At 39.5% G+C, this 22076-nt stretch carries 21 protein-coding genes; 14 read left to right on the top strand and 7 right to left on the bottom strand.

Annotated features, from left to right (window positions below):
* The first annotated feature begins 43 nt into the window (after window positions 1–43).
* A complete protein-coding gene (bioB, locus tag PARA_RS09935) occupies window positions 44–1060 on the top strand; it encodes a biotin synthase BioB (RefSeq protein ID WP_014065671.1) in 1017 nt (338 codons plus the stop codon).
* 44 nt (window positions 1061–1104) lie between these two features.
* On the opposite strand, the gene suhB is transcribed toward bioB, so the two are convergent.
* Entirely contained in the window at window positions 1105–1905 is an 801-nt protein-coding gene (suhB, locus tag PARA_RS09930; RefSeq protein WP_014065670.1) for an inositol-1-monophosphatase, read from the bottom strand.
* Between the two features lie 199 nt (window positions 1906–2104).
* Here suhB and PARA_RS09925 point away from each other — a divergent pair, with 199 nt between their 5' ends.
* From PARA_RS09925 to yfbR, 9 genes are all read left to right on the top strand, one after another.
* The gene (locus tag PARA_RS09925; RefSeq protein ID WP_014065669.1) at window positions 2105–2623 is read left to right on the top strand and encodes a hypothetical protein; all 519 of its coding nucleotides are present in this window, start codon (window positions 2105–2107) and stop codon (window positions 2621–2623) included.
* Complete coding sequence (locus PARA_RS09920; protein ID WP_014065668.1) at window positions 2620–3336, top strand: PulJ/GspJ family protein; 717 nt, start codon at window positions 2620–2622, stop codon at window positions 3334–3336. The genes PARA_RS09925 and PARA_RS09920 overlap by 4 nt, the downstream gene beginning before the upstream one ends.
* On the top strand, window positions 3333–4019 hold the full coding sequence (locus tag PARA_RS09915; protein ID WP_041918287.1) for a DUF2572 family protein: 687 nt from the start codon (window positions 3333–3335) through the stop codon (window positions 4017–4019). Before PARA_RS09920 ends, PARA_RS09915 begins: the two co-directional genes overlap by 4 nt.
* A 13-nt stretch (window positions 4020–4032) precedes the next feature.
* A complete protein-coding gene (locus tag PARA_RS09910; RefSeq protein ID WP_014065666.1) occupies window positions 4033–4299 on the top strand; it encodes a DUF5374 domain-containing protein in 267 nt (88 codons plus the stop codon).
* A 37-nt stretch (window positions 4300–4336) separates the two neighbouring features.
* Window positions 4337–7696: an exodeoxyribonuclease V subunit gamma gene (recC, locus tag PARA_RS09905; RefSeq protein ID WP_014065665.1), complete on the top strand. Its 3360-nt coding sequence runs from the start codon at window positions 4337–4339 to the stop codon at window positions 7694–7696.
* A 77-nt stretch (window positions 7697–7773) separates the two neighbouring features.
* The gene (gene nrdR / locus PARA_RS09900; RefSeq protein WP_005695670.1) at window positions 7774–8223 is read left to right on the top strand and encodes a transcriptional regulator NrdR; all 450 of its coding nucleotides are present in this window, start codon (window positions 7774–7776) and stop codon (window positions 8221–8223) included.
* Between the two features lies 1 nt (window position 8224).
* Complete coding sequence (gene ribD, locus PARA_RS09895; RefSeq protein WP_014065664.1) at window positions 8225–9355, top strand: bifunctional diaminohydroxyphosphoribosylaminopyrimidine deaminase/5-amino-6-(5-phosphoribosylamino)uracil reductase RibD; 1131 nt, start codon at window positions 8225–8227, stop codon at window positions 9353–9355.
* A gap of 3 nt (window positions 9356–9358) precedes the next feature.
* Window positions 9359–10381: an outer membrane-stress sensor serine endopeptidase DegS gene (degS, locus tag PARA_RS09890; RefSeq protein WP_014065663.1), complete on the top strand. Its 1023-nt coding sequence runs from the start codon at window positions 9359–9361 to the stop codon at window positions 10379–10381.
* Between the two features lie 6 nt (window positions 10382–10387).
* Window positions 10388–10984 (top strand): 5'-deoxynucleotidase, encoded by a 597-nt coding sequence (gene yfbR, locus PARA_RS09885; protein WP_041918286.1) that lies wholly within the window; start codon window positions 10388–10390, stop codon window positions 10982–10984.
* Between the two features lie 52 nt (window positions 10985–11036).
* Here yfbR and PARA_RS09880 read toward each other — a convergent pair whose 3' ends face one another.
* Window positions 11037–11804, bottom strand: a complete 768-nt coding sequence (locus tag PARA_RS09880) for a TOBE domain-containing protein (protein WP_014065661.1) — start codon at window positions 11802–11804, stop codon at window positions 11037–11039.
* A gap of 137 nt (window positions 11805–11941) precedes the next feature.
* On the opposite strand from PARA_RS09880, the gene modA reads away from it, so the two are divergent.
* From modA to modC, 3 genes are all read left to right on the top strand, one after another.
* Window positions 11942–12703 carry a molybdate ABC transporter substrate-binding protein gene (gene modA / locus PARA_RS09875; protein ID WP_014065660.1) on the top strand — a complete coding sequence of 254 codons (762 nt, stop codon included), beginning with the start codon at window positions 11942–11944 and terminating at the stop codon, window positions 12701–12703.
* Between the two features lie 121 nt (window positions 12704–12824).
* Window positions 12825–13514, top strand: a complete 690-nt coding sequence (modB, locus tag PARA_RS09870; protein ID WP_050797954.1) for a molybdate ABC transporter permease subunit — start codon at window positions 12825–12827, stop codon at window positions 13512–13514.
* Window positions 13501–14556 carry a molybdenum ABC transporter ATP-binding protein ModC gene (modC, locus tag PARA_RS09865; RefSeq protein ID WP_014065658.1) on the top strand — a complete coding sequence of 352 codons (1056 nt, stop codon included), beginning with the start codon at window positions 13501–13503 and terminating at the stop codon, window positions 14554–14556. The genes modB and modC overlap by 14 nt, the downstream gene beginning before the upstream one ends.
* A gap of 59 nt (window positions 14557–14615) precedes the next feature.
* Here the strand turns inward: modC and dnaJ are convergent, their stop codons facing one another.
* The 4 genes from dnaJ to dnaK form a co-directional block, all read right to left on the bottom strand.
* Window positions 14616–15752: a molecular chaperone DnaJ gene (gene dnaJ, locus PARA_RS09860; RefSeq protein WP_014065657.1), complete on the bottom strand. Its 1137-nt coding sequence runs from the start codon at window positions 15750–15752 to the stop codon at window positions 14616–14618.
* A gap of 140 nt (window positions 15753–15892) precedes the next feature.
* A complete protein-coding gene (locus tag PARA_RS09855) occupies window positions 15893–17161 on the bottom strand; it encodes an O-acetylhomoserine aminocarboxypropyltransferase/cysteine synthase family protein (protein WP_014065656.1) in 1269 nt (422 codons plus the stop codon).
* 75 nt (window positions 17162–17236) lie between these two features.
* Window positions 17237–17635: a GyrI-like domain-containing protein gene (locus PARA_RS09850; RefSeq protein WP_014065655.1), complete on the bottom strand. Its 399-nt coding sequence runs from the start codon at window positions 17633–17635 to the stop codon at window positions 17237–17239.
* A 120-nt stretch (window positions 17636–17755) separates the two neighbouring features.
* Window positions 17756–19657: a molecular chaperone DnaK gene (dnaK, locus tag PARA_RS09845; protein ID WP_014065654.1), complete on the bottom strand. Its 1902-nt coding sequence runs from the start codon at window positions 19655–19657 to the stop codon at window positions 17756–17758.
* 271 nt (window positions 19658–19928) lie between these two features.
* Between dnaK and PARA_RS09840 the strand changes: the two genes are divergently transcribed.
* On the top strand, window positions 19929–21428 hold the full coding sequence (locus PARA_RS09840; protein ID WP_014065653.1) for a YdgA family protein: 1500 nt from the start codon (window positions 19929–19931) through the stop codon (window positions 21426–21428).
* 85 nt (window positions 21429–21513) lie between these two features.
* Here the strand turns inward: PARA_RS09840 and mgsA are convergent, their stop codons facing one another.
* Window positions 21514–21972: a methylglyoxal synthase gene (gene mgsA / locus PARA_RS09835; protein ID WP_014065652.1), complete on the bottom strand. Its 459-nt coding sequence runs from the start codon at window positions 21970–21972 to the stop codon at window positions 21514–21516.
* Window positions 21973–22076 lie beyond the last annotated feature (104 nt).

Here is a 22076-nt window from a genome sequence, read left to right as displayed (position 1 = left end):
CTCAACTTAATAAAAGCTATGTAGCTTAAACGAGGAAAATATAATGACCACAACAAATGTAGTACAGCTTTCATCTATTACACCCCATCCATCAGTAGAGTATTGGTCTGTTTGTAAAGTAGAAGCGTTGTTTGAAACACCTTTTTTAGAATTAGTCTATCGTGCGGCTCAAGTGCATCGAGAGTATTTCAACCCTGGTGCGATACAGTTATCAACGTTGATGTCGATTAAAACGGGGGGGTGTCCAGAGGATTGTGGTTATTGCCCACAATCAGCACGTTATCAAACAGGCGTACAAAATCAGCAGATCTTGGATATTGATGAAATTGTCGAAAAAGCCAAAATTGCTAAAGCACGTGGTGCAGGACGTTTTTGTATGGGCGCAGCATGGCGTGGTCCTAAACCTAAAGATATGGAAAAAGTGACGGCGATTATTCGTGCGGTAAAAGATATTGGCTTAGAAACGTGCGGCACCTTTGGGTTGTTGCAAGATGGTATGGCAGAAGAGTTAAAAGATGCAGGATTGGATTATTACAACCACAATCTTGATACGGCACCAGAGAATTACCACAATGTCATTGGCACGCGCCGTTTTGATGATCGTTTAAGCACATTAGGAAAAGTGCGTCATGCCGGTTTGAAAGTTTGCTGTGGCGGTATTGTAGGCATGAATGAAACCCGTAAAGAGCGAGCAGGCCTCATCGCAAGTTTGGCAAATCTTGATCCTCAGCCGGAGTCAGTGCCGATTAACCAATTAGTGAAAGTGGAAGGTACACCAATGGCTGATGCGGCTGATCTAGATTGGACAGAGTTTGTTCGCACCATTGCTGTAGCGCGTATTACCATGCCAAAAAGTTATGTTCGTCTTTCTGCAGGTCGTCAAGGCATGAGTGAAGAAATGCAAGCGATGTGTTTTATGGCTGGTGCGAATTCCATTTTCTATGGTGACAAGTTGTTAGTCACAGGTAATCCAGAAGAAGATGGCGATCAGCTTCTTATGGCTAAATTAGATCTTGAGCCGGAAACGGAAGAAAACAGAAAGCCACTCGACAGAAATTAGTCATAAACAAGTGCGGTGATATCCACCGCACTTTTTATTGAGTCTTACTTCACTTGTTCAGTTAGGCAAGGCTGAATTTTATTTAGCATTTCTTTTAAAATACGCGCTGGAGCAGCCACGATGTTGCCTGAGCGTAAATAGCCATGACCCGCATTGAAATCACACACTAAACCGCCAGCTTCACGCACGATTAAATCACCCGCTGCGCAATCCCAAGGTTTTAAGCCCATTTCGAAATAACCGTCAACGCGACCTGAAGCCACATAGCAAAGGTCTAATGCGGCAGAACCCGTACGACGGAAATCTGCAGCCTCATCAATTAAGTTATTCATGATAGCAAATTGAGCTGGCATCAAGCTTGGTTGTTTGAATGGGAAACCGGTGGCTAAAATCGCCCCGTTAAGTTCATTTTGGCTATCTACACGTAAACGCACTTCATTTAATTTTGCACCTTCACCACGCACCGCAGTGAATAATTCATTACGAATAGGATCGTAAACCACGCCCACTTCGGTACGGTTTTTTACACGGATAGCAATAGAAACGGAGAAATGTGGCAAACCTTTTACGAAGTTGGTTGTGCCATCTAGTGGATCAATTACCCATTGAATATCACTGTCTTTGCCTTCTAATGCACCACGTTCTTCACTGATAATTGTGTGATCAGGATAAGATTTTTGAATGATTTCAATGATCTCAGCTTCAGCGGCTTTATCGACGCTGGTCACATAATCATTAATACCTTTTTTACTTGTTTGGATGTCATCACGGCGCTCATAGTTTTTAGCAATCACGTTGCCCGCTCTTCGTGCCGCACGAATAGCGATATTTAACATTGGATTCATATTTCCACCAGATTTTAAAGAACAGATAATAGGTCGCCTATTATAAGGGAGTTTTAGTAAATAGCCAGTTGAAAATGTTTAATTCACGGATTTTCCCTTTTTTTAAAGGAAATTTGCGATCAGTATCGCAAAAATAAAGTAGCAAATTTGGCTTTCTTCTAGAGGACTTTTAAAGTGCGGTCAAAAAAGAAGGCATTTTATGTATAAAGGGATAACTTTATTAGAAACCTTGATTGTATTATTTATTTTAAGCTTAACGTTGGCGTTTACATTGCCTAAATGGCAGAAAAACGATCCCAAATATTTTCTCGAAAAAGAGCAACAACGGCTTTATTTTTTCTTACGCAATATTCAAGCGAGGGCAGAAAACTCATCAGCGATTTGGTTTATTTTGGCCAATCAAGATAGGGCGAATCAACGTTGGTGTATTACTGCTCAAGTAAAAAATGATCATTTTTGTGATTGTTTTCATCCCCAGAATTGTCCTAAAAATCTTTATGCACATTTTTACTATCCTTATTTTGAAGGAAAAACGATGCTTATAGGCCCTAAATTATATCCGTCAGAAGTGGCGGTGAAATTTAATGGGGCAAGAAATACCATGGAAACGAATTGTTTTATGTTACAGGCGGAAGAGCATCGTACATTGTTTTCTTTTTTCAATGTTGGCAGTATCAAATTAAAGTCTGATCAAGCAGCGAGTGCATGTACAAGATGAAACCATTAAAAGGCGAAACATTGGTGAGTTTGTTGATTTCACTTGGCTTATCCGCTTTATTATTGTTATTGGTTGCACAGTTTTATGCCCAAACTCAACAGCAAAATCAGCGTTTAATGTTACAACTCAAATTACAAGCGGAATTACAACGCACAATTCAACTCATCGGGAAAGATCTGCGTCGCGTAGGCTTTCGGGCCGCAAACCAAAAACTCATTGAAGATAATCTGACTTTATTTGAATTAGACGAAAAGGGCACTGCAATAACCATTGCTCAAGCAGATAATGCCCCGTCAAATAGTTGTGTTTTATTTTTTTATGATTTGAATAGCAATGGTTGTATTGGTGAAAAATACACAAAAAATACCTGCGTAAATGGCGTTAAAAATGTGGCGAAAAATATCGAAAAAGAGCTATTTGGTTACAAACTTAACGGGAAAATGATTGAAACTAAACAAACCTACAAAAATGCAGTAAATGCAGATTGTCGTTCAGCAGAGTGTCAGAGAGCCTTAGCTCAATCTACTTGTAACGCTGGTGGTGGATGGACTGATTTATTGGATGAAAAAGAGTTTGAGATTTCTCAATTACGTTTTGATTGGTTAAAGGTTGGGAAAGGGATTGAAATTAAACTCGCAGGGCATCTTGCCGCACATAAGCATATTCAATATGAAACTTCGCTGGTGGTGCCTTTATTAAATCAAGAAGAATGATGATGAAAAAAGGGATTGTGACACTGACGGCTCTTATTTTACTTTCGGGATTATTGGCATTGATCTTATTATTTGATGAACAGATCTTTGCATTTTTTCGATCTCAAATGAGTCAGCGAAAATATTATGTAGAACAAAGTCTTCCTTTACAGAAAATCAGTCAGCAGCAACAAACGCACATTTGCCAAAACTTGCCTTTAAATGGTGCTGAAAAAGTGAAACAAGTCTTTTTCGAGTCTTCAGTGGCAGAGGATAAAGTGGCCTATTCTGTTTGGTGTAAACGAGCAGAGTTATTTAAGAAGTCGCCCACAAAAGGCATTAATGAAAATATGCTGCGAGATTTTATTTCCAGCGAAAAACAAGCTGATTTTCAACCGCACTTTGTGAAAGTAGATACTATTTTAACTGTTCAAAAAACACCGCAAGTATATTGGGTAACACAAAGCCAATTAGAAATTAAAGGGAATGTGAGTGGCATTTTGTTAGCAGAAGGGAATTTAACTTTAACTGGCAAAGGGCGAATTAGTGGTGCAGTGATTACAGGTGGTTCGCTTAAGTTAGAGGAGGGCGTGACGGTGGCTTACGGTAAAGCTGTGGTAGCAAAACTCGTACAAGAATATAGCCAATGGCGTTTGGTGGATAAAAGTTGGAGTGATTTAAGTGCGCAAGATCAAAGTGAATAAAGGCATGTCGTTAATGTCACTTTTATTAGCCTTATCGATTTTCAGCGGGTTATTTTTGATTTTTAACCGATGGACGAGTGAACAACGGAAAAGTGCGGTCAGAATTTTTCAAGAATTTCAGGCGATTCAAATTGCTGAAAATCAGGCTCAACGTCAGTTTTTAGGCTTGTCTTGTGAAAATAGCGTACAACAAAATGGCATTCAATTTGCAATTCAATGCAGTCATCATCAAGTGAATATACGCTATCCTCAAGGTGAATTTTTATTGAAAACCGAGTAAAATAACGCATTGTTTTTGCTTTCAAAAGGGCGTTACTTTGTTCGTTACTTATTATTCAAACCAACCAGAAATTCAAAAGGATATTTTAGTTTCGCTGTTGGGAAATTTACCGCAACATGATCCGTTTCAATCTGACATTGTGTTGGTGCAAAGTCCGGGTATGGCACAATGGTTGCAAATGGAAATTGCTAAAAAACGCGGCGTTGCAGCGAATTTCCAATTCCCCATGCCTTCCAGTTTTATTTGGAAACTTTACGCCGATAATTTGCCGAATGTTTCCACGCAAAACCCTTTTGAAAAAGATTCAACGTTATGGCGATTAATGCGATTAATCCCTACTTTTTTACAGCAAAAAGAATTTGAACCATTAAAAAAATATTTAGCGTCTTCACCTGCATCAGAACAGCAAAAACTTTATCAATTAAGCCTAAAAGTTGCCGATTTATTTGACCAATATCTCGTCTATCGTCCCGAATGGATTGCCTCATGGGAAGAAAATAACGATGAAAAGATTTTAGCTCAAATTAATCAGCCAAAGCAGGGGCTTTCGGCGTTAAATCCTACCTTTCTTTCTCAAATTAAAGGCAATATTCATTGGCAAGGGATTTTATGGCGAGCCTTGGTGGATGATGTCCAACGTGATTTCGGTGGAAAAGCAAAGCATCGTGCTGCACTCAATCAACAATTTTTAGCATTATGTCGTGATCCCAATGCCACACTCAACTTGCCGGAACGTATTTTTATTTTTGGTATTCCAGCATTACCAACGGTTTATCTCAATATTTTCCAAGGTATTTCAGCTAAAACAGATGTACATTTATTCTTCAACAATCCATGTCAAGAATATTGGGGCGATTTGCGAGATCTGAGTAAATCCTATTTATTAGAAAGACAGCGTTTCGTGCAAGAAACTAACGATGTGAAGCCTTTAATTTCAGCCAAGCAAGTGTCATGGGAACCTGCCGATCTTGATTACACCAATCAACAAGAAGAATTGTTCAGCGGGAATCCGCTTTTAGCCTCTTGGGGAAAAATGGGACGGGATTTTCTCTATCAATTAGTGCGTGATGAAGAAAATATTCAAGCCATTTCCCGTGATTACTATGCAGAACTTCCCGAAAAAACGCTGTTAGGGCAGATCCAAAATCAAATTTTGACGTTGAGTCATGGTGCATTAAATGTCGCGAAAAATGACCGCTCTTTGGTGATGAAATCTTGCCATAGCGCCATGCGCGAAGTTGAAGTTTTACATGATTATTTATTGGATTTATTCAATCAAAATCAGCATAAGCCAAAAGAAGAACAGATTACACCAAAAGATGTGGTGGTCATGGTGGCAGATGTTAACCAATATACGCCTTATATTCAGGCTGTCTTTGGTGCGAATAGTGCGGACGCACCCGTTATTCCGTTCTCAATTTCTGACAGTAAATTGTCTGAAAGTGATGTGATCGTATCAAGCTATCTTTCCCTGTTAAATTTAAAAGAAAGTCAGTTTGGCGCAGAAGAGGTACTGGCTTTATTGGATATACCCGCTATCTGTGAACGTTTTAATATTGCCCTTGCCGATCTCGAACAAATTCGCGAGTGGGTAAAAGAGTCGGGCATTCGCTTTGGTTTGGAAAAACGACAGAATACACTGAATTTTAATGCATGGCAGGCTGGGCTTGAACGTATGACCTTAGGTTATGCGATGCGTGAAGAGCAAGGCGTTTGGCAAGACAGTCTTGGACTTGATAGTAGCTATGGATTGAAAGGGCAGTTAGTCGGTGCAGTGAATCAATTTTTTACGGCCCTAAATAAATGGCATCAAGATTTGCAAAAGGCACACAATATTGAAAAATGGCGTGAAAAATTGACCGCACTTTTGACGGATTTCTTTGTGCAAAATGAAGAAACGGCGGATACTTTATTTTATATTCAAGATTGTATCAATGCCTTTGCCGATGATTTGCAGGCCGTCAATTTTGAAGAAACCTTGCAAGCGGATGTGATTGCGGAAGTGATGTCTGCGCGTTTAGAAGAAACACCAAATAGCCTTCGTTTCTTAGCGGGAAAAGTGAATTTCTGTACGCTTTTACCAATGCGCTCTATTCCTTTTAAAGTGGTGTGTTTGCTCGGAATGAATGAAGCGGATTACCCACGCAGTCATACCCCAAATAGTTTTGACTTAATGCAATATCATCATCAAAAAGGCGATCGTGTTCGTCGAGATGATGACCGTTACTTATTCCTTGAGGCTTTGCTAGCCGCAAGATCCCATTTTTATGTGAGTTATGTGGGCTGTTCAATTATTGATAATCAACCCAAAGAGCCTTCTGTATTAGTGAGTCAGTTGGTTGATTATATTAATCATTATTCGGACGATAGCTTGAGGATTGAACAACATCCAATGACGGCGTTTAGTCCAAGCAATTTCCAAAATGAAGGGAAAATTAACCGCTCTTTTGCGAAAAAATGGCTGCCAATTGCTCAATTCCAAGAAAGAAAATGTCATGAATTTGTTGTACCGATGGGCGAAAATCAAGCGCCAATAACGGAAATTGAGCTCGATCGTTTTGTGAGTTTTGTTGAAAATCCAGTGAAATTCTTTTTTGAAAAGCAGCTTGGCGTGTATTTTCGAGATGAAGACGATCGCATTGAAGAAAGTGAAAACTTCACGTTAAATGGTTTGGAGCATTATCGTATTAGTAATGAGTTATTGCATTTAGAGGAAGCGCAATTTAACGATTATTTCGCCAAACAACGAGTAAAAGGCATCATGCCACGCGGTGAGTTTGCGGAAGTCTGTGCGCAATCCATTCGTGCCGATGTATTGGCTTTTAAAGAGAAAATTAAGGATTATTCTTCACCACATAGTGAGAGTGTCGATTTTGTGGTGGAAACGGTACAAGGCAATATTCGCTTGTTTGGCTATATGGAGCCATTATTTGGTGATGAAAATCAGATAATCGAATGGCGATTTGCAAAATATAAGGATCGTTATCGCATTCGTCCATGGCTTTATTATCTCATTCAACTGGCGACAAAAGAGAACGTTCAGCCACCACGTATTATCGCTAAAGATAAGGATTTAACATTAAAAACAATAGAAAAATCAACCGCACTTGAGAAACTGAAAATGTATGTCGAGGCTTATTTACAAAGCCAGCAACAAATTCAGCTTATTCCAACGGAAAATATAGCGAAGTTTATTGAAAAAGATGAAAGTGCGGTCAATTTTGACAATGTTTTAACGAATATCGAATCTCTTGCGAAAGACGATAACTATAGTTATAGAAAAGCCGATCCTTATTGGGCGAGGGTATTGGGTCAAACAGAACAATTTAAATCGCAGGAAGGTATTTCGCAGTTGGTGAAACAAACCACATCTTGGTTTGGAGAAATGTTGTCTTAACGCGGATCTTCAGATCGAAAAGATCCTGGATTTTTGATAAGATACTGACTTAAGAATCATTTTGAAAAGGAGCTAAAATGCGTTGTCCGTTTTGTTCAACTGAAGAAACTAAGGTGATTGACAGCCGTTTGGTTTCTGATGGGTATCAAGTGCGTCGTCGTCGGGAATGCGGGAATTGTCATGAACGCTTTACTACCTTTGAAACGGCCGAATTAGTAGTGCCAAAAATTATTAAAAATGATGGATCACGCGAGCCGTTTAACGAAGATAAATTGCGTAGCGGCATTCAACATGCATTAGAAAAGCGTCCTGTAAGTTCGGATGATGTGGAAAAAGCCATCAGCCATATTATCATCCAATTACGTGCGACGGGAGAGCGCGAAGTGCCAAGTCATCTCGTGGGTAAATTAGCCATGAATGAGCTGAAAGAATTAGATAAAGTGGCGTATATCCGTTTTGCGTCCGTTTATTTGAGCTTTGATAATATCAATGAATTCACCAAAGAAATTGAAAGCTTAAAGGATTAGTATGAGTGACACCTTTTCCCCTGATGACGTGAAATTTATGCAACTGGCTCTTGAGCTTGCGGCAAAAGGGCAGTACACCACTACGCCGAATCCATCGGTGGGATGTGTGTTAGTTAAAAACGGTGAAATTGTCGGGAAAGGGTTTCATTTTAAGACTGGTCAGCCTCATGCAGAACGTGTAGCGTTGGCAGATGCCGGTGAGAAGGCGAAAGGCGCAACTGCTTATGTGACGCTTGAACCTTGTTCTCATTATGGACGAACACCACCTTGTGCATTAGGGTTAATTGAAGCGGGTGTCAGTCGAGTTGTGGCAGCTATGGCGGATCCTAATCCGCAAGTAGCAGGCAAGGGCCTGAAAATGCTAGCCGATGCAGGCATTCCAAGTGCGGTCAATTTATTGAATGAACAAGCAGAAGCCTTAAATAAAGGTTTTCTTAAACGTATGCGAACCGGCAAGCCTTATGTGCAGCTGAAATTAGCCATGAGTTTAGATGGACGAACAGCCATGGCGAGCGGTGAAAGCAAATGGATCACAGGAGAAGCAGCTCGTGCGGATGTACAAAAAATGCGAGCCAAAGCGACCGCACTTTTATCAACCAGTGCCACCGTGTTAGCCGATGATCCAAGCTTGAACGTGCGTTGGAATCAATTCCCTGATGATTTAAAAGCGGAATATGCGGAAGATACTGTGCGTCAGCCTATTCGCATAATCTTAGATTCTAAAAATCGAGTTCAACCAAGCCATCAATTATTCCATACCCATTCGCCAGTTTGGCTTGTGGGTTCAATTCCACGAGATATGTCGGTATTCCCTGATTTCTGTGAGCAAATTTTACTGCCAGAAAACTATGATTTTGATCTATTGATGACAGAATTAGGCAAGAGACAAGTGAATTCTGTTTGGGTTGAAGCCGGCGCTAATTTAGCGGGTAGCTTGATTGAACAACATGCTGTAGATGAATTAATCATTTATGTTGCCCCGAAACTCTTGGGAGATAACGCTCGAGGATTATGCCAACTCCCGCATTTGGAAAAACTTGCGGATGTCCCATTGTGGCAATTGCAAGAATGTGAAAGAATTGGGGATGATTTAAAGCTCAGTTATTTACCTAACTTATTAATAAAAGAATAAAAAATGTTTAAAAAACTTTTCCACTCCGCCCTTTGGGGGCTTGCTGCGGCAGGTGTTATTTTATTTGCCGTTCCTAAGCTCAATAACAGCAGCCTTTTCTCTGCTGATGATATCGTTTCGTTCAATAGTGCCGTGAGAATTGCTTCTCCTGCTGTGGTGAATGTGTACAACCGATCTTTTTCTTCTGCCAGTATTAATGATAGCGATCAATTACAGGTAAATAACTTAGGTTCTGGCGTGATTATGAGCAAAGACGGTTATATTCTTACCAATAAACACGTTATCCAAAATGCTGATCAAATTGTGGTGGCACTGCAAAACGGCAATATTTATGAAGCGAATTTAATCGGTTCGGATAATTTGACAGATCTTGCGGTATTAAAAATCAAAGCAACCAATCTTTCTACCATTCCACAAAATAAAGAACGCCAAGTACGAGTTGGTGATATTGCTCTTGCTATTGGTAACCCGTATAACCTTGGTCAAAGTGTTTCCCAAGGGATTATCAGTGCGGTAGGGCGTAGTGCCGTAGGGGATTCTTTAGGTCGTCAAAACTTTATTCAAACAGATGCATCAATTAACCGTGGCAACTCTGGTGGCGCGTTGATTAACTCTGCGGGCGAATTAGTGGGGATCAGCACGTTAAGTATTGGTAAAACAGCCAATGAAATTGCGGAAGGTCTGAATTTTGCGATTCCAATTAGCATTGCCAATGATGTGTTATATAAAATTATTCGCGATGGTCGTGTGATTCGTGGTTATTTTGGGGTACAAAGTGAAATCACCGCTAACTCAAACGGTGGCATTGTGATTACAGGTGTGACCGCCAATAGCCCGGCAGCGAAAGCAGGCATCCAAGTGGGTGATGTGATTTTACGTTTAAATAAACAAGATAACTTATCTATTCGTGAAATGATGCAAATTATTAGTGATACTAAACCGAATACAAAAGTCATCATCACAATTTCTCGCTTAGGTAAAGTGATTGATCTCCCTGTGATTATTGAAGAGTTGCCGTCTAATTAAGGATATATTGTGGAAGTTAAAACCAGTCACTTTTTCGCTTGTTTAGATCGTCTTCGCTTAATTCAGCGTTGGTCATTGATGCGCAATATTGAAAAGGAAAACTTAGCAGAGCATAGTCTGCAAGTTGCCTTTGTAGCACAAGCCTTAGCCATTATTAAAAATCAATTTTTTGGTGGGGAAGTGAATCCTGAGCGTATTGCGGTGATGGCGATGTATCATGATACCTCTGAAATCTTTACGGGTGATTTGCCGACCCCAATTAAGTATTTCAATTCTGAAATCACGCATGCTTATAAAGATATTGAAGCGGCAGCTGAATTACATTTAATTAGTTTGCTTCCGACAGAATTGCAAGAGAGTTTTGCACCATATTTAGATAGTGAGCAATTTAGTCCTGAAGAAAAGCATATAGTAAAACAAGCGGATTTGATTTGTGCCTATATTAAAGCCCAATTTGAATTAGAGCATGGTAATCATGAATTTAAAACAGCGAAAAAACGCTTAGAAAATTTAATGGAACAATGGCACAGCCAAGAAATGGATTATTTTTTACAGGTCTTTTTGCCGAGTTTTGGGCGCTCAATTGATGAGATTGCGTTATAAGCGAAAATAAAAAAAGTGCGGTTAATTTTGACCGCACTTTCTGTTTCGAGGATTATTTCAATGTTGCTAAAATAATCTGTTCAGGATCTACGTGTAACCACACTTCTTGTCCCACTTTCCAACCATCTTTGCTATGAATACTCGCACAAAATTCAATTGAGCTGTCCTTTATTTGCAGAATCGCTTCTTCATTCTGCATAGAAAGAATCGTCGCTTGGAAAAGGTTATTTTTTTCTTCTAATGGGGTGGCGCTAATTTTCACCCAAGGGGCTTTAAACATGACCATCACTTCTTTTTCAGTAATGAGTCTGAGGCGCTCAGCACTGCGCATTGTGATTGAAACATGTAATGGATGAGCTAAATCCTGAATGTTTACTGCAACAATGCAGCGGGAGTCCACAATATGTTGGCTTGCCACTTTACCGAAAAATTGATTGCGCGCGCTACTTTGTAAGGAGAATTTTGCTGTTGCTGAAAGCAGGCTGTTTAACGGGATCGTCTCATCTTGCAGAATATGGAACGCGTGCTCTTGTGTTTGTTCGAGCAAATCATAAAGCTGCAGCAAACGCTCGGCATAAGTGGTTAATGAGGTACCGCCCCCATTTTTCCCACCGATATTGCGTTCTAAAAGCGGTTTGGGGCTGATTTTATTCATCGCTTCAAGGTGATCCCAAGCACTTTTATAGCTCACTTTGGCGTTTTTGGCCGCTTGGTTGATTGAGCCACATTCTTTAATTTCTTTTAAGAGGCGAACACGTTTTGGGTCAATAAATAATTCTTGATGAAGTTTGATCGTCAGTAAAATTTCAGTTTGTTTCATCATCTCCTCCTAATACACAATTCTGCTTATTTTACTTGATCTTTAAGTTTTTCTGTATGCTTATTTAAAAATTCAAGTTATAATTTATCCGTAGTATATTTTTTTATATATAGTTTCATTTATATAGGAGATAAATAATGAAATTAACTAAATTTGCAACCGCACTTTTAATTGCTGGTATGGGTGTATCTTTTGCTGCATCAGCAAAAGTGACTGTGTTTGCTGCCGCTTCAATGACTGATGCGTTAAAACAAATTGCGGATCAATATCAAACTGAAAAGCCGAATAATACCGTTGTTTTCTCTTTTGCTTCTTCTTCTACTCTTGCAAAACAAGTTGAAGAAGGTGCACCTGCAGACTTATTTATTTCAGCTAGCAACAAATGGATGAAATATTTATCAGATAAAAATCTCACCGTAAAAGAAACGGAAAAAGTATTAGCAGGCAATGAATTAGTATTAATTGCGCCGGCTAAAAGTACTGTTAATTCAGTGGATATTGCCAAAGGTGAATGGATTAAAGGCTTAAAAGACAGCTATTTATCTGTGGGTGATCCTGCGCATGTTCCTGCAGGACAATATGCTGAAGAGTCATTAACCAAATTAAATTTATGGGATCAAGTTAAAGATAAATTAGCGCGAGCGAAAGACGTACGTGGTGCGTTAGCCTTAGTTGAACGTGCTGAAGCGCCTTACGGTATCGTGTATAGCACTGATGCAAAAGTGAGTAAAGACGTGAAAGCAGTAGGTGTATTCCCGAAAGATAGTTATAAACCGGTTGAATATCCAGTTGCGATTTTAAAAGATCATGACAATGCGGATACCCGTGATTTCCTTAACTACTTAGAATCGAGCGCAGCGAAAAAAATATTTGTTGAATATGGTTTCTCTGTGAAATAATGAGACTTCGTTTGGTAAAGAAAGGACAGGAAACTGTCCTTTTTGTTATCTCTAAAGAAATTTAGTTATATCGATATACATACAAGGAAATATTTTGCTCTCTTGGTTTCAATTAAGTCCGATGGAATGGGATGCGATTCACTTAAGCATGAGTGTTGCATTGAGTTCTATGCTTTGGAGTTTGCCTTTCGCGATTTTTATCGCTTGGTTATTAGCTCGTAAGGAATTCTACGGTAAGTCGCTGATTACTGGACTTATTCATCTGCCTTTGGTGTTACCGCCGGTGGTTATCGGTTATTTATTATTAGTCGCCATGGGGCGTAACGGCTTTATCGGTAAGTATTTATATCAATGGTTTGGCTTATCCTTTGGCTTTAGCTGGAAGGGAGCGGTATTAGCTTCAGCGGTGGTAGCATTTCCATTAGTCGTGCGGGCGATTCGTCTTTCCTTGGAAAGCATTGATTTTAAGTTAGAGCAAGCCGCACAAACACTTGGCGCTTCGCCTTGGCGAGTCTTTTTTACAATCACGTTGCCTCTTTCTTTACCTGGTGTATTGGCGGGTTTAGTATTAGGTTTTGCTCGCTCTTTAGGGGAATTTGGCGCAACCATTACCTTCGTATCCAATATTGCAGGGGAAACTCAAACCATTCCTTTAGCGATGTATTCATTTATCCAAACGCCAGGTGCGGAAGCACAAACGGCTCGACTTTGCTTGTTTGCCGTTATCCTTTCATTAATTTCTTTATTGCTTTCGGAAGCGTTAAGCAAACGGATGCAGAAAAAATTGGGGCAAGGTGATGTTACACATTAATGTTCAAAAACAATTAGGTCGCCTAACCTTACGAGCGGATTTACAACTGCCAACTCAAGGTGTAACCGCCATTTTTGGTTTATCGGGCTCGGGGAAAACCTCATTGATTAATTTGGTGAGTGGTTTAACTCATCCTGATCAAGGATTTATTCGTTTAAATGACCGAACTTTGGTGGATGTGGAAAATGGTGAGAATCTCCCTGTGCATCAGCGCAAAATTGGTTATGTATTCCAAGATGCGCGTTTATTCCCGCATTACAATGTCAAAGGTAATTTGCGTTATGGCATGAAGCATGTCAGCCGTGAAGATTTTGACTATATCGTTCAGCTACTTGGTATTGAACCGTTACTCAAACGCTATCCGCTTACTTTATCGGGAGGCGAAAAACAACGTGTGGCGATTGGGCGAGCCTTATTAACGGATCCTGATATTTTATTAATGGATGAACCGCTTTCTGCTTTAGATGTGCCTCGTAAACGTGAGCTTATGCAATATTTAGAAAGTTTATCTAAAGAAATTAATGTGCCGATTTTATATGTGACGCACAGTTTAGATGAATTATTACGCTTGGCCGATCGTGTAGTGCTGATGGAAAACGGCAAAGTGAAAGCCTATGACACCTTAGAAAATGTGTGGAACAGTCCGTTATTTGCCCCTTGGAAAGGCGAATCAGAGCAGAGTAGTGTGTTGGCGTTGCCTGTCTATTTGCATAATCCAACCTATAAAATGACCGCACTTTCTTTGGGCGAACAACAGCTTTGGATCAACGAAGTGCATCATCAAGCAAATGAAAAGGTACGTATCTGTATCTACAGTTCTGATGTATCGCTTACTTTAAGTAAGCCAGAACAAACGAGCATTCGTAATATTTTACGAGGACAAATTGTACAGATTGTCCCACAAGAGAATCGTGTTGATATTGCGGTGTTAGTGGAAGGGCATAAAGTTTGGGCAAGTATCAGTAAATGGGCATTTAATGAATTGCATTTTGCTCAAGGCATGGATGTTTATGTACAAATAAAAGCGATTTCAGTTGTATAAAGTAAAAGTGCGGTCAATTTCAAAATAGTTTTAAAATTGACCGCACTTTCTGTTTAGGATTACTTACCTAAGTTATCAAAGAATTTCTTCACACCGTCTAAAAAGCTTGAAGATTTTGGGCTATGAGATTTTTGTCCTTTCAAACTTTCTTCCAGTTTTTCTAATAATTCTTTTTGTTCTTTATTTAAGTTCACCGGTGTTTCAATCACTACGCGACAAATGAGATCGCCTGCGTAGCCGCTACGAGTAGAGCTTACCCCTTTACCACGCATACGGAAGAGTTTGCCTGTTTGGGTTTCAGCAGGGATTTTGAGTTTCACTTTACCGTCTAAGGTTGGGACTTCAATTTCACCACCTAACGCAGCCATTGAGAAACTGATTGGCACTTCACAGTAGAGGTTATTGCCATCACGTTCGAAGATATGATGTTCTTTAACGTGAATCACCACATATAAATCGCCTGCAGGTGCACCATTTTCGCCTGCTGCGCCTTCACCACTTAAACGTAATTGGTTGCCGGTATCCACACCTGCTGGGATTTTAACGGAAAGGTTTTTCTTCTTGTGAACACGACCTTCGCCATGGCAGCTTTTACATGGTTTTTCAATTTTCTTACCTGAGCCATGACAAGTTGGACAAACCGCTTCAGTTACGAAGAAACCTTGTTGACGACGAACACGACCAGAGCCATGACAGCTTGGACATGTTTCAACTTTTGAGCCTTTTTCTGCGCCAGAGCCATCACAGCTATCACAGTGAGCAAGCGTATTGATTTGGATGTCTTTGGTTGTGCCTTTTACGGCTTCTTCTAACGTAATTTGGATGTCATAACGTAAATCTTCACCGCGTACTACACGCTGACGACCACGTCCGCCACCGCCGAAGATATCACCGAACATATCACCAAAAATATCACCGAAATCAGCACCGCTGAATCCGCCACCGAAGCCACCGCCTCCCATGCCGCCTTGTTCAAAGGCTGCATGGCCGTATTGATCGTAAGCGGCACGTTTCTCTTTATCACCTAGGATTTCATAGGCTTCTTGGATTTCTTTAAATTTTTCTTCTTTGGCTTTATCACCTTTGGTTCTATCAGGGTGATATTGCATGGCGAGTTTTTTGTAAGCACGTTTAATTGCTTTTTCATCTGCGCCACGTTCAACACCAAGAACGTCGTAATAATCTTTCTTTGCCATAATGTTTTCGTTTTCCGTTTAAAAATATAAATTTAAAAAATTTAATTTTGTTATTGTATGGTATTGCGTTAACAACATACCTAAGAATAAAAATAATGTCGAAGTCAGAAATATCAAGGGTAAATTCATTAATTTATGACTTATTTCGCTGCTGCGAATGCTTGCTCTAAGTCAGCTAAAATATCTTGAATATTTTCAATACCGCAAGAAAGGCGAATAAGTCCTGCAGAAATCCCCGCTTTTTCTAATTCAGCTTCACTTAATTGGCGGTGCGTTGAAGTCGCTGGATGTAATGCACAAGTACGAATATCGGCTACGTGTACTTCACGAGAGGTCATTTGCAATGCGTTTAACCATTTTGCCGCGGTTTCTTTGTCACCTTTAATCTCAAAGGAAATAACGCCACACAAACCGTTCGGTAAGTATTTTTGTTTGAGGGCATAATCTGGCGAACTTGGTAAGCCTGGATAATTCACTTTAGCGACTTGCGGATGTTTTTCTAAAAACTCGGCTACGGCTTGAGCATTTTCATTATGACGTTGCATGCGAAGCGCAAGGGTTTCCATACCTACATTCAATAAGAAACTATTTTGTGGAGCGGGTGTGGCACCCAAATCACGCATTAATTGAACACGCGCTTTGACAATGTAAGCCGCAGGGCCAAAGGTTTCGGTATAAACTAAACCATGATAAGTTTGGTCTGGTGTGCTTAATTGCGGATATTTGCCGTTATTCCAATTAAAGTTACCACCATCAGTAATGGATCCACCTAAGGCAATAGCATGACCATCTAAATATTTAGATGTACTGTGAATGACCACATTCGCGCCAAATTCGATTGGGCGACAAAAATAAGGGGTTGCGAAGGTGTTATCAACTAATAATGGTGCTTCCGCAGTTTTCGCTAAGGCAGCAAATTTTTCAATATCCAACACACGTAAAGCGGGGTTCGCAATGGTTTCAGCAAAGACGGCTTTTGTATTTGGACGGATTACTTTTTTGAGCTCTTCAAGTGGTAAATCTTGATCCACAAAAGTCACTTCGATGCCCATTTTTTTGAATGTGTGGGCAAATAAATTGTAGGAACCGCCGTACACATAAGAAGAGGAAATGAAGTGATCGCCCGCTTCTAAAATATTCAGCATTGCGTAGAAAACCGCAGATTGGCCTGAGGCAGTACACATTGTTGCCACGCCACCTTCAAGTGCCGTGATTTTTTCTTCAGCAGCATTAGTTGTAGGGTTTGCTAGGCGAGTATAGAAATAACCGGCTGCTTGTAAATCAAATAACTTGCCAATTTCTTCTGCAGAATCGTAAGTATAAGTGGTGCTTTGTACGATTGGTTGAACACGTGGCTCTCCATTTTTTGGGCTATAACCGGCATGGAGACATTTTGTTTCGAATTTCATTATTTTCCCCTTGAATTGGGTTTGTTTCGGGATAAAGTGCGGTCGTTTTTTATAAAATTTTACGCACTTTTGAGCTTAGCAATGTGGTACAACAGCGATATAAATTTCTACCAAACCATCAGAGTGGTATTTTTCAAAATCCACCGAATAAGCCCGCTTAAGTAAACCTTGTTGTTCTTTTTTCCAGATTAGTTGCCATGTTTGATAAATTTCATTTACTTTGCAACGAAAAACTTCGTAGAAACTCAAATCTTCAATTTTAATCACCGGAATATCTGTCTCTAATACTACTTCACTTGCAATCGCAAAATCATAGTCTGCTAGGTGATTCGTAGCATAATTAAAATAGATGCCATAACAACAGTGACCTTGTGGTAGTTTATCAAGATTGTTTTGCCAAAGGGTTGAGATTATCTCATTTGCTATGTTGTTATTTAAGCGTTGTTGTACGATTGGGTAGAGTTTTAACGCCATTTATCCTCCGGGTTTATTTTTCCTGACTTCACTTTTTTAAATAAAGTCAGGAAAAATGGCATTTAATGAATATGCCAAAAGGGCGTATCGCTACGCCCTTTGATTTAGGTTCAAGTGAAATTATTTGTTGTCTTTCACTTCTTCAAACTCAGCATCAACAACATCATCATTTGGTTTGCTGTTGCTTTGAGCTTGTTGTGCATCACCTTGTGGTTGAGCCGCTTGAGCAAGTTTTTGAGCAACTTCTGCAAGCGCTTGAAGTTTTGCTTCGATAGCCGCTTTATCTTCGCCTTTCGCTGCAGTTTCTAAATCGCTTAATGCGCTTTCAATTGCTGCACGATCTTCAGCTGGAACTTTATCACCCGCTTCTTCTAATTGTTTACGTGTAGCGTGTACAAGATGATCTGCTTGGTTGCGAGCTTGTACTAATTCTTCAAATTTACGGTCAGCTTCAGCGTTTGCTTCTGCATCACGAACCATTTGTTGAATTTCTTCATCACTTAAACCAGAAGAGGCTTTGATGGTGATTTGTTGTTCTTTACCTGTGCCTTTATCTTTCGCAGAAACGTGGATAATACCGTCAGCGTCGATATCGAAGGTTACTTCAATTTGTGGCATACCGCGTGGAGCTGGGTTGATGCCTTCAAGGTTGAATTGACCTAAAGATTTATTCGCTGATGCTTGTTTACGTTCACCTTGTAACACGTGAATGGTTACTGCACTTTGGTTATCTTCTGCTGTTGAGAACACTTGTGATTTTTTAGTTGGAATCGTCGTGTTTTTCTCAATTAAGGTAGTCATCACACCACCCATGGTTTCGATACCTAAAGATAATGGTGTTACGTCTAACAATAAGACATCAGTTACATCACCCGCTAATACACCACCTTGAACTGCAGCACCGATAGCAACGGCTTCATCCGGGTTCACGTCTTTACGAGGTGCTTTACCGAAGAATTCTTCTACTTTTTGTTGTACTAATGGCATACGGGTTTGACCGCCCACTAGGATAACATCATCAATTTGTGATGCACTTAAGCCAGCATCGTTTAATGCCACTTTTACAGGTTCAAGTGATTTCGCCACTAAATCTTCTACTAAAGATTCTAATTTAGCGCGAGTTAATTTGATGTTTAAGTGTTTAGGACCTGTAGCATCTGCTGTGATGTAAGGTAAGTTAACATCAGTTTGTTGTGCAGAAGAAAGTTCAATTTTCGCTTTTTCGCCCGCTTCTTTTAAACGTTGCATTGCAAGTGGGTCATTACGTAAATCAACGCCTTGTTCTTTTTTGAACTCATCCACTAAGTAGTTGATTACACGGTTATCGAAGTCTTCACCACCTAAGTGAGTATCACCGTTGGTTGCTAATACTTCAAAGGTTTTTTCGCCACCTACTTCATCAATTTCGATGATAGATAAGTCGAATGTACCACCACCTAAGTCATATACGGCGATAGTTTTGTTGCCTTGACCTTTATCTAAACCGTAAGCTAATGCTGCAGCTGTAGGTTCGTTGATGATACGTTTAACTTCTAAACCAGCGATACGACCCGCATCTTTTGTCGCTTGACGTTGAGCATCGTTAAAGTATGCTGGAACAGTAATTACGGCTTCAGTTACTGGCTCACCTAAGAAATCTTCTGCAGTTTTCTTCATTTTTTTCAATACTTCTGCAGAAATTTGTGGCGGCGCAAGTTTGTCACCTTTTACATTTACCCATGCATCACCGTTGTCTGCTTTGGTGATTTCAAATGGCATAATGTCGATATCACGTTTTACTTCAGCATCATCAAAACGACGACCGATTAAACGTTTAATTGCAAATAATGTATTTTTCGGGTTGGTCACTGCTTGGCGTTTTGCCGGTTGACCCACTAAAATTTCGTTATCATTTGTATAAGCAATAATTGACGGAGTAGTGCGATCACCTTCTGCGTTTTCAATTACGCGTGGTTTATCACCATCCATTACTGCCACACAAGAGTTTGTTGTACCTAAGTCAATACCAATAATTTTTCCCATTTTGTTACTCCTAAGTAAAATTTTTAATTCGTTGTAAATCATTACGATGAATAAGATGTGGATACTTTTCCGCATTTCAAGAGGCAAGATTTAAAATTTTTTCTTCCTGTTAAAGTGCGGTCATTTCCGTTCTTGTTTCACAAAATAAGTCCAGCTGAACAAAGTTCAAGGGGGAAATATAAAATTATTTTGAAAAAATAAGAAAAAAATTGTGTTTTGTGGTAAATTGCCGACAATTTTGATCATCTATTAATTTAACAAAGGAATCCAAATGAAAAAATCAGTCGTAGCATTAGGTGTGATTGTGGCTCTTGGTGCGGTAGGTGTCGGTGGCGCGTGGTTTACAGGCGAAAAAGCACAAACTGAATATTTACGTCAAATTGAATTAGCAAATAAACAAGCTCAGGCTTTAGGCTTATCTGATTCATTTAAGGTTGTTTATAAAAATAAACAGTTTGACCGTGGTTTATTTACCTCTCAAGTGGAAGATGAACTCGTGATTTCCTTACCTGAAGAAGGTGAGACTTTCACTATTCCATTGTCAACAAAGCTTTATCATGGTCCATTCCCACTCGATCAATTAACCAAATTTAATTTCATGCCAGCAATGTTTTCAGCACAAGGTGTGATTGGTAAAAATGAAACCACCCAACCTTTATTTGATTTGCTTAAATCGGATAAACCTGTTCAATATCAAGCAACTACTGGCTATAACTTATCGACAAAAGGTAAAGTTGAATTAGCGGGTGGAGAGCTAACTGATCCAGAGTCACCAGGAACGAAAGTCACTTGGTCAAATATCAATATGGGCTTTGATATCAATAAAGATCTCGCTGGCAAATATGATATGACCTTAAATGAAGTGAGTGCTACTGTCTTGCCAGAAGTGATGGAGGAGCAAGATGGCGAAGATATGCCTAAATCAATCACAATGAAAATGAAAGGCATGAAAGTCGAAGGTTCATATAATCCAACTAAATGGGCTTACATTTATACGGGAAACAGCACTTCTTTAATTGACAGTTTTGAAATGGCTACGCTCTATCATGCGGGAAAAGAGAGCACTGTAGTCCAAAAGGGTTTTAAAGCAAAATCTGATATTTCACTCGATGGTGATTTCGTGAGTGCCAAAAGTGAAAATACGGTAGACTCGATAGCTATTGATGGGAAAGATTTTGGTAAATTAACTTACAACGTTGAGTTAAACCATATTGAAGCAAATGCGATTAATGCATTGATTGAAGCACTTTTTACTGTCTTCGAATCAATAAGTGATGAGGAAAATTCTTCTAATGAGGAAATGGTATCCGAAATTTTAAGCTCATGGGCTGAAAATCATGGTATGGCTATTTTTAATAATCAACCTCAAATTAAACTAAACCCAATGTCAATTTCAAATAGCCAGGGTAAAGTCTCATTAGATTTAAATGTAGCGTTAGCGAAAGATCCGAAATTTGATTTAATGGCGGGGAGTTTATATAAACAATTTACGGATTTTGCGTTAAATATTCACGTAGATAAAGAAATGGTTGAAAAAAATCTTGCACAATTTGTACCAGAAGAAGAGAGAGCTTTGATTAAAGCACAAATTGAAGAGCAAGCTAAGCAAGCGGCAGCACAAAATATTGTGGTGAATAATGATAAAAATGTGACGCTTAACTTAGTGCTTGAAAAGGGAGAGCTCAAACTTAATGGTCAAGTGATTCCAGAAGAGCAAGTTCAAGGCGTGTTATTTATGTTAATGATGGGAATGGCGGCACAAGGTCAGTAATTAACAACGAAATAATTAGAAAGGAGATAAAGTCATTTATCTCCTTTTTTATTAGGTTGAGATTATTTGGCTAAGGTATCATCGTTTAGTCTAAGCGAGCTTTTAAATATCCTTCATAATCGGGGATATCAATGCTAATTTCTTGATCAAATAAGCTTGATGTTAAAAGAAAATCAGCGGTGCTTTGGTTGATCGCAACGGGAATATTCCACACTGTGGCGATACGCATTAAGGCTTTTACATCAGGATCATGGGGTGCCGCGTTCATCGGATCCCAAAAGAAAATCATCATATCAATTTTTTTCTCAGCAATCAGTCCGCCAAGTTGCTGATCTCCGCCCATCGGTCCACTTAATAGTGAGGCTATTTTGAGTCCCGTTTCTCTTTCTAATAGATGGCCAGTTGTACCTGTTGCATAAAGTTGATGGGGAGCGAGAGCTTCTTTATGTTTCTTTACCCAATTGAGCAGGTTTTGTTTGCAGCTATCATGTGCAACGAGCGCTATTCGTTTATGAGAAAAGATTGGGCGAGTTGTAGTATTCATATTTTATCCTCTATAAAGCTAAAAAGTATGCGAGCACTTTAGATCAAAGCGGGTATTGAATGCAATATGTAAAGCATGCTTTAACTCAAATCAGAAAATCTTCC

Origin of the sequence: Haemophilus parainfluenzae T3T1 (genome assembly GCF_000210895.1) — a bacterium.
Lineage (GTDB): Bacteria > Pseudomonadota > Gammaproteobacteria > Enterobacterales > Pasteurellaceae > Haemophilus_D > Haemophilus_D parainfluenzae_A.
This window is presented reverse-complemented; position numbering and strand designations above follow the sequence as displayed.

Coding starts and splice junctions, on each gene's coding strand:
- PARA_RS09925 (WP_014065669.1), top strand. CDS start 2,105: ATGTATAAAGGGATAACTTTATTAGAAACCTTGATTGTATTATTTATT.
- PARA_RS09850 (WP_014065655.1), bottom strand. CDS start 17,635: ATGGCGTTAAAACTCTACCCAATCGTACAACAACGCTTAAATAACAAC.
- PARA_RS09880 (WP_014065661.1), bottom strand. CDS start 11,804: ATGAAACAAACTGAAATTTTACTGACGATCAAACTTCATCAAGAATTA.
- bioB (WP_014065671.1), top strand. CDS start 44: ATGACCACAACAAATGTAGTACAGCTTTCATCTATTACACCCCATCCA.
- modA (WP_014065660.1), top strand. CDS start 11,942: ATGAAATTAACTAAATTTGCAACCGCACTTTTAATTGCTGGTATGGGT.
- PARA_RS09915 (WP_041918287.1), top strand. CDS start 3,333: ATGATGATGAAAAAAGGGATTGTGACACTGACGGCTCTTATTTTACTT.
- dnaJ (WP_014065657.1), bottom strand. CDS start 15,752: ATGGCAAAGAAAGATTATTACGACGTTCTTGGTGTTGAACGTGGCGCA.
- modC (WP_014065658.1), top strand. CDS start 13,501: ATGTTACACATTAATGTTCAAAAACAATTAGGTCGCCTAACCTTACGA.
- PARA_RS09840 (WP_014065653.1), top strand. CDS start 19,929: ATGAAAAAATCAGTCGTAGCATTAGGTGTGATTGTGGCTCTTGGTGCG.
- dnaK (WP_014065654.1), bottom strand. CDS start 19,657: ATGGGAAAAATTATTGGTATTGACTTAGGTACAACAAACTCTTGTGTG.
- suhB (WP_014065670.1), bottom strand. CDS start 1,905: ATGAATCCAATGTTAAATATCGCTATTCGTGCGGCACGAAGAGCGGGC.
- PARA_RS09855 (WP_014065656.1), bottom strand. CDS start 17,161: ATGAAATTCGAAACAAAATGTCTCCATGCCGGTTATAGCCCAAAAAAT.
- mgsA (WP_014065652.1), bottom strand. CDS start 21,972: ATGAATACTACAACTCGCCCAATCTTTTCTCATAAACGAATAGCGCTC.
- degS (WP_014065663.1), top strand. CDS start 9,359: ATGTTTAAAAAACTTTTCCACTCCGCCCTTTGGGGGCTTGCTGCGGCA.
- PARA_RS09920 (WP_014065668.1), top strand. CDS start 2,620: ATGAAACCATTAAAAGGCGAAACATTGGTGAGTTTGTTGATTTCACTT.
- PARA_RS09910 (WP_014065666.1), top strand. CDS start 4,033: ATGTCACTTTTATTAGCCTTATCGATTTTCAGCGGGTTATTTTTGATT.
- modB (WP_050797954.1), top strand. CDS start 12,825: ATGGAATGGGATGCGATTCACTTAAGCATGAGTGTTGCATTGAGTTCT.
- ribD (WP_014065664.1), top strand. CDS start 8,225: ATGAGTGACACCTTTTCCCCTGATGACGTGAAATTTATGCAACTGGCT.
- nrdR (WP_005695670.1), top strand. CDS start 7,774: ATGCGTTGTCCGTTTTGTTCAACTGAAGAAACTAAGGTGATTGACAGC.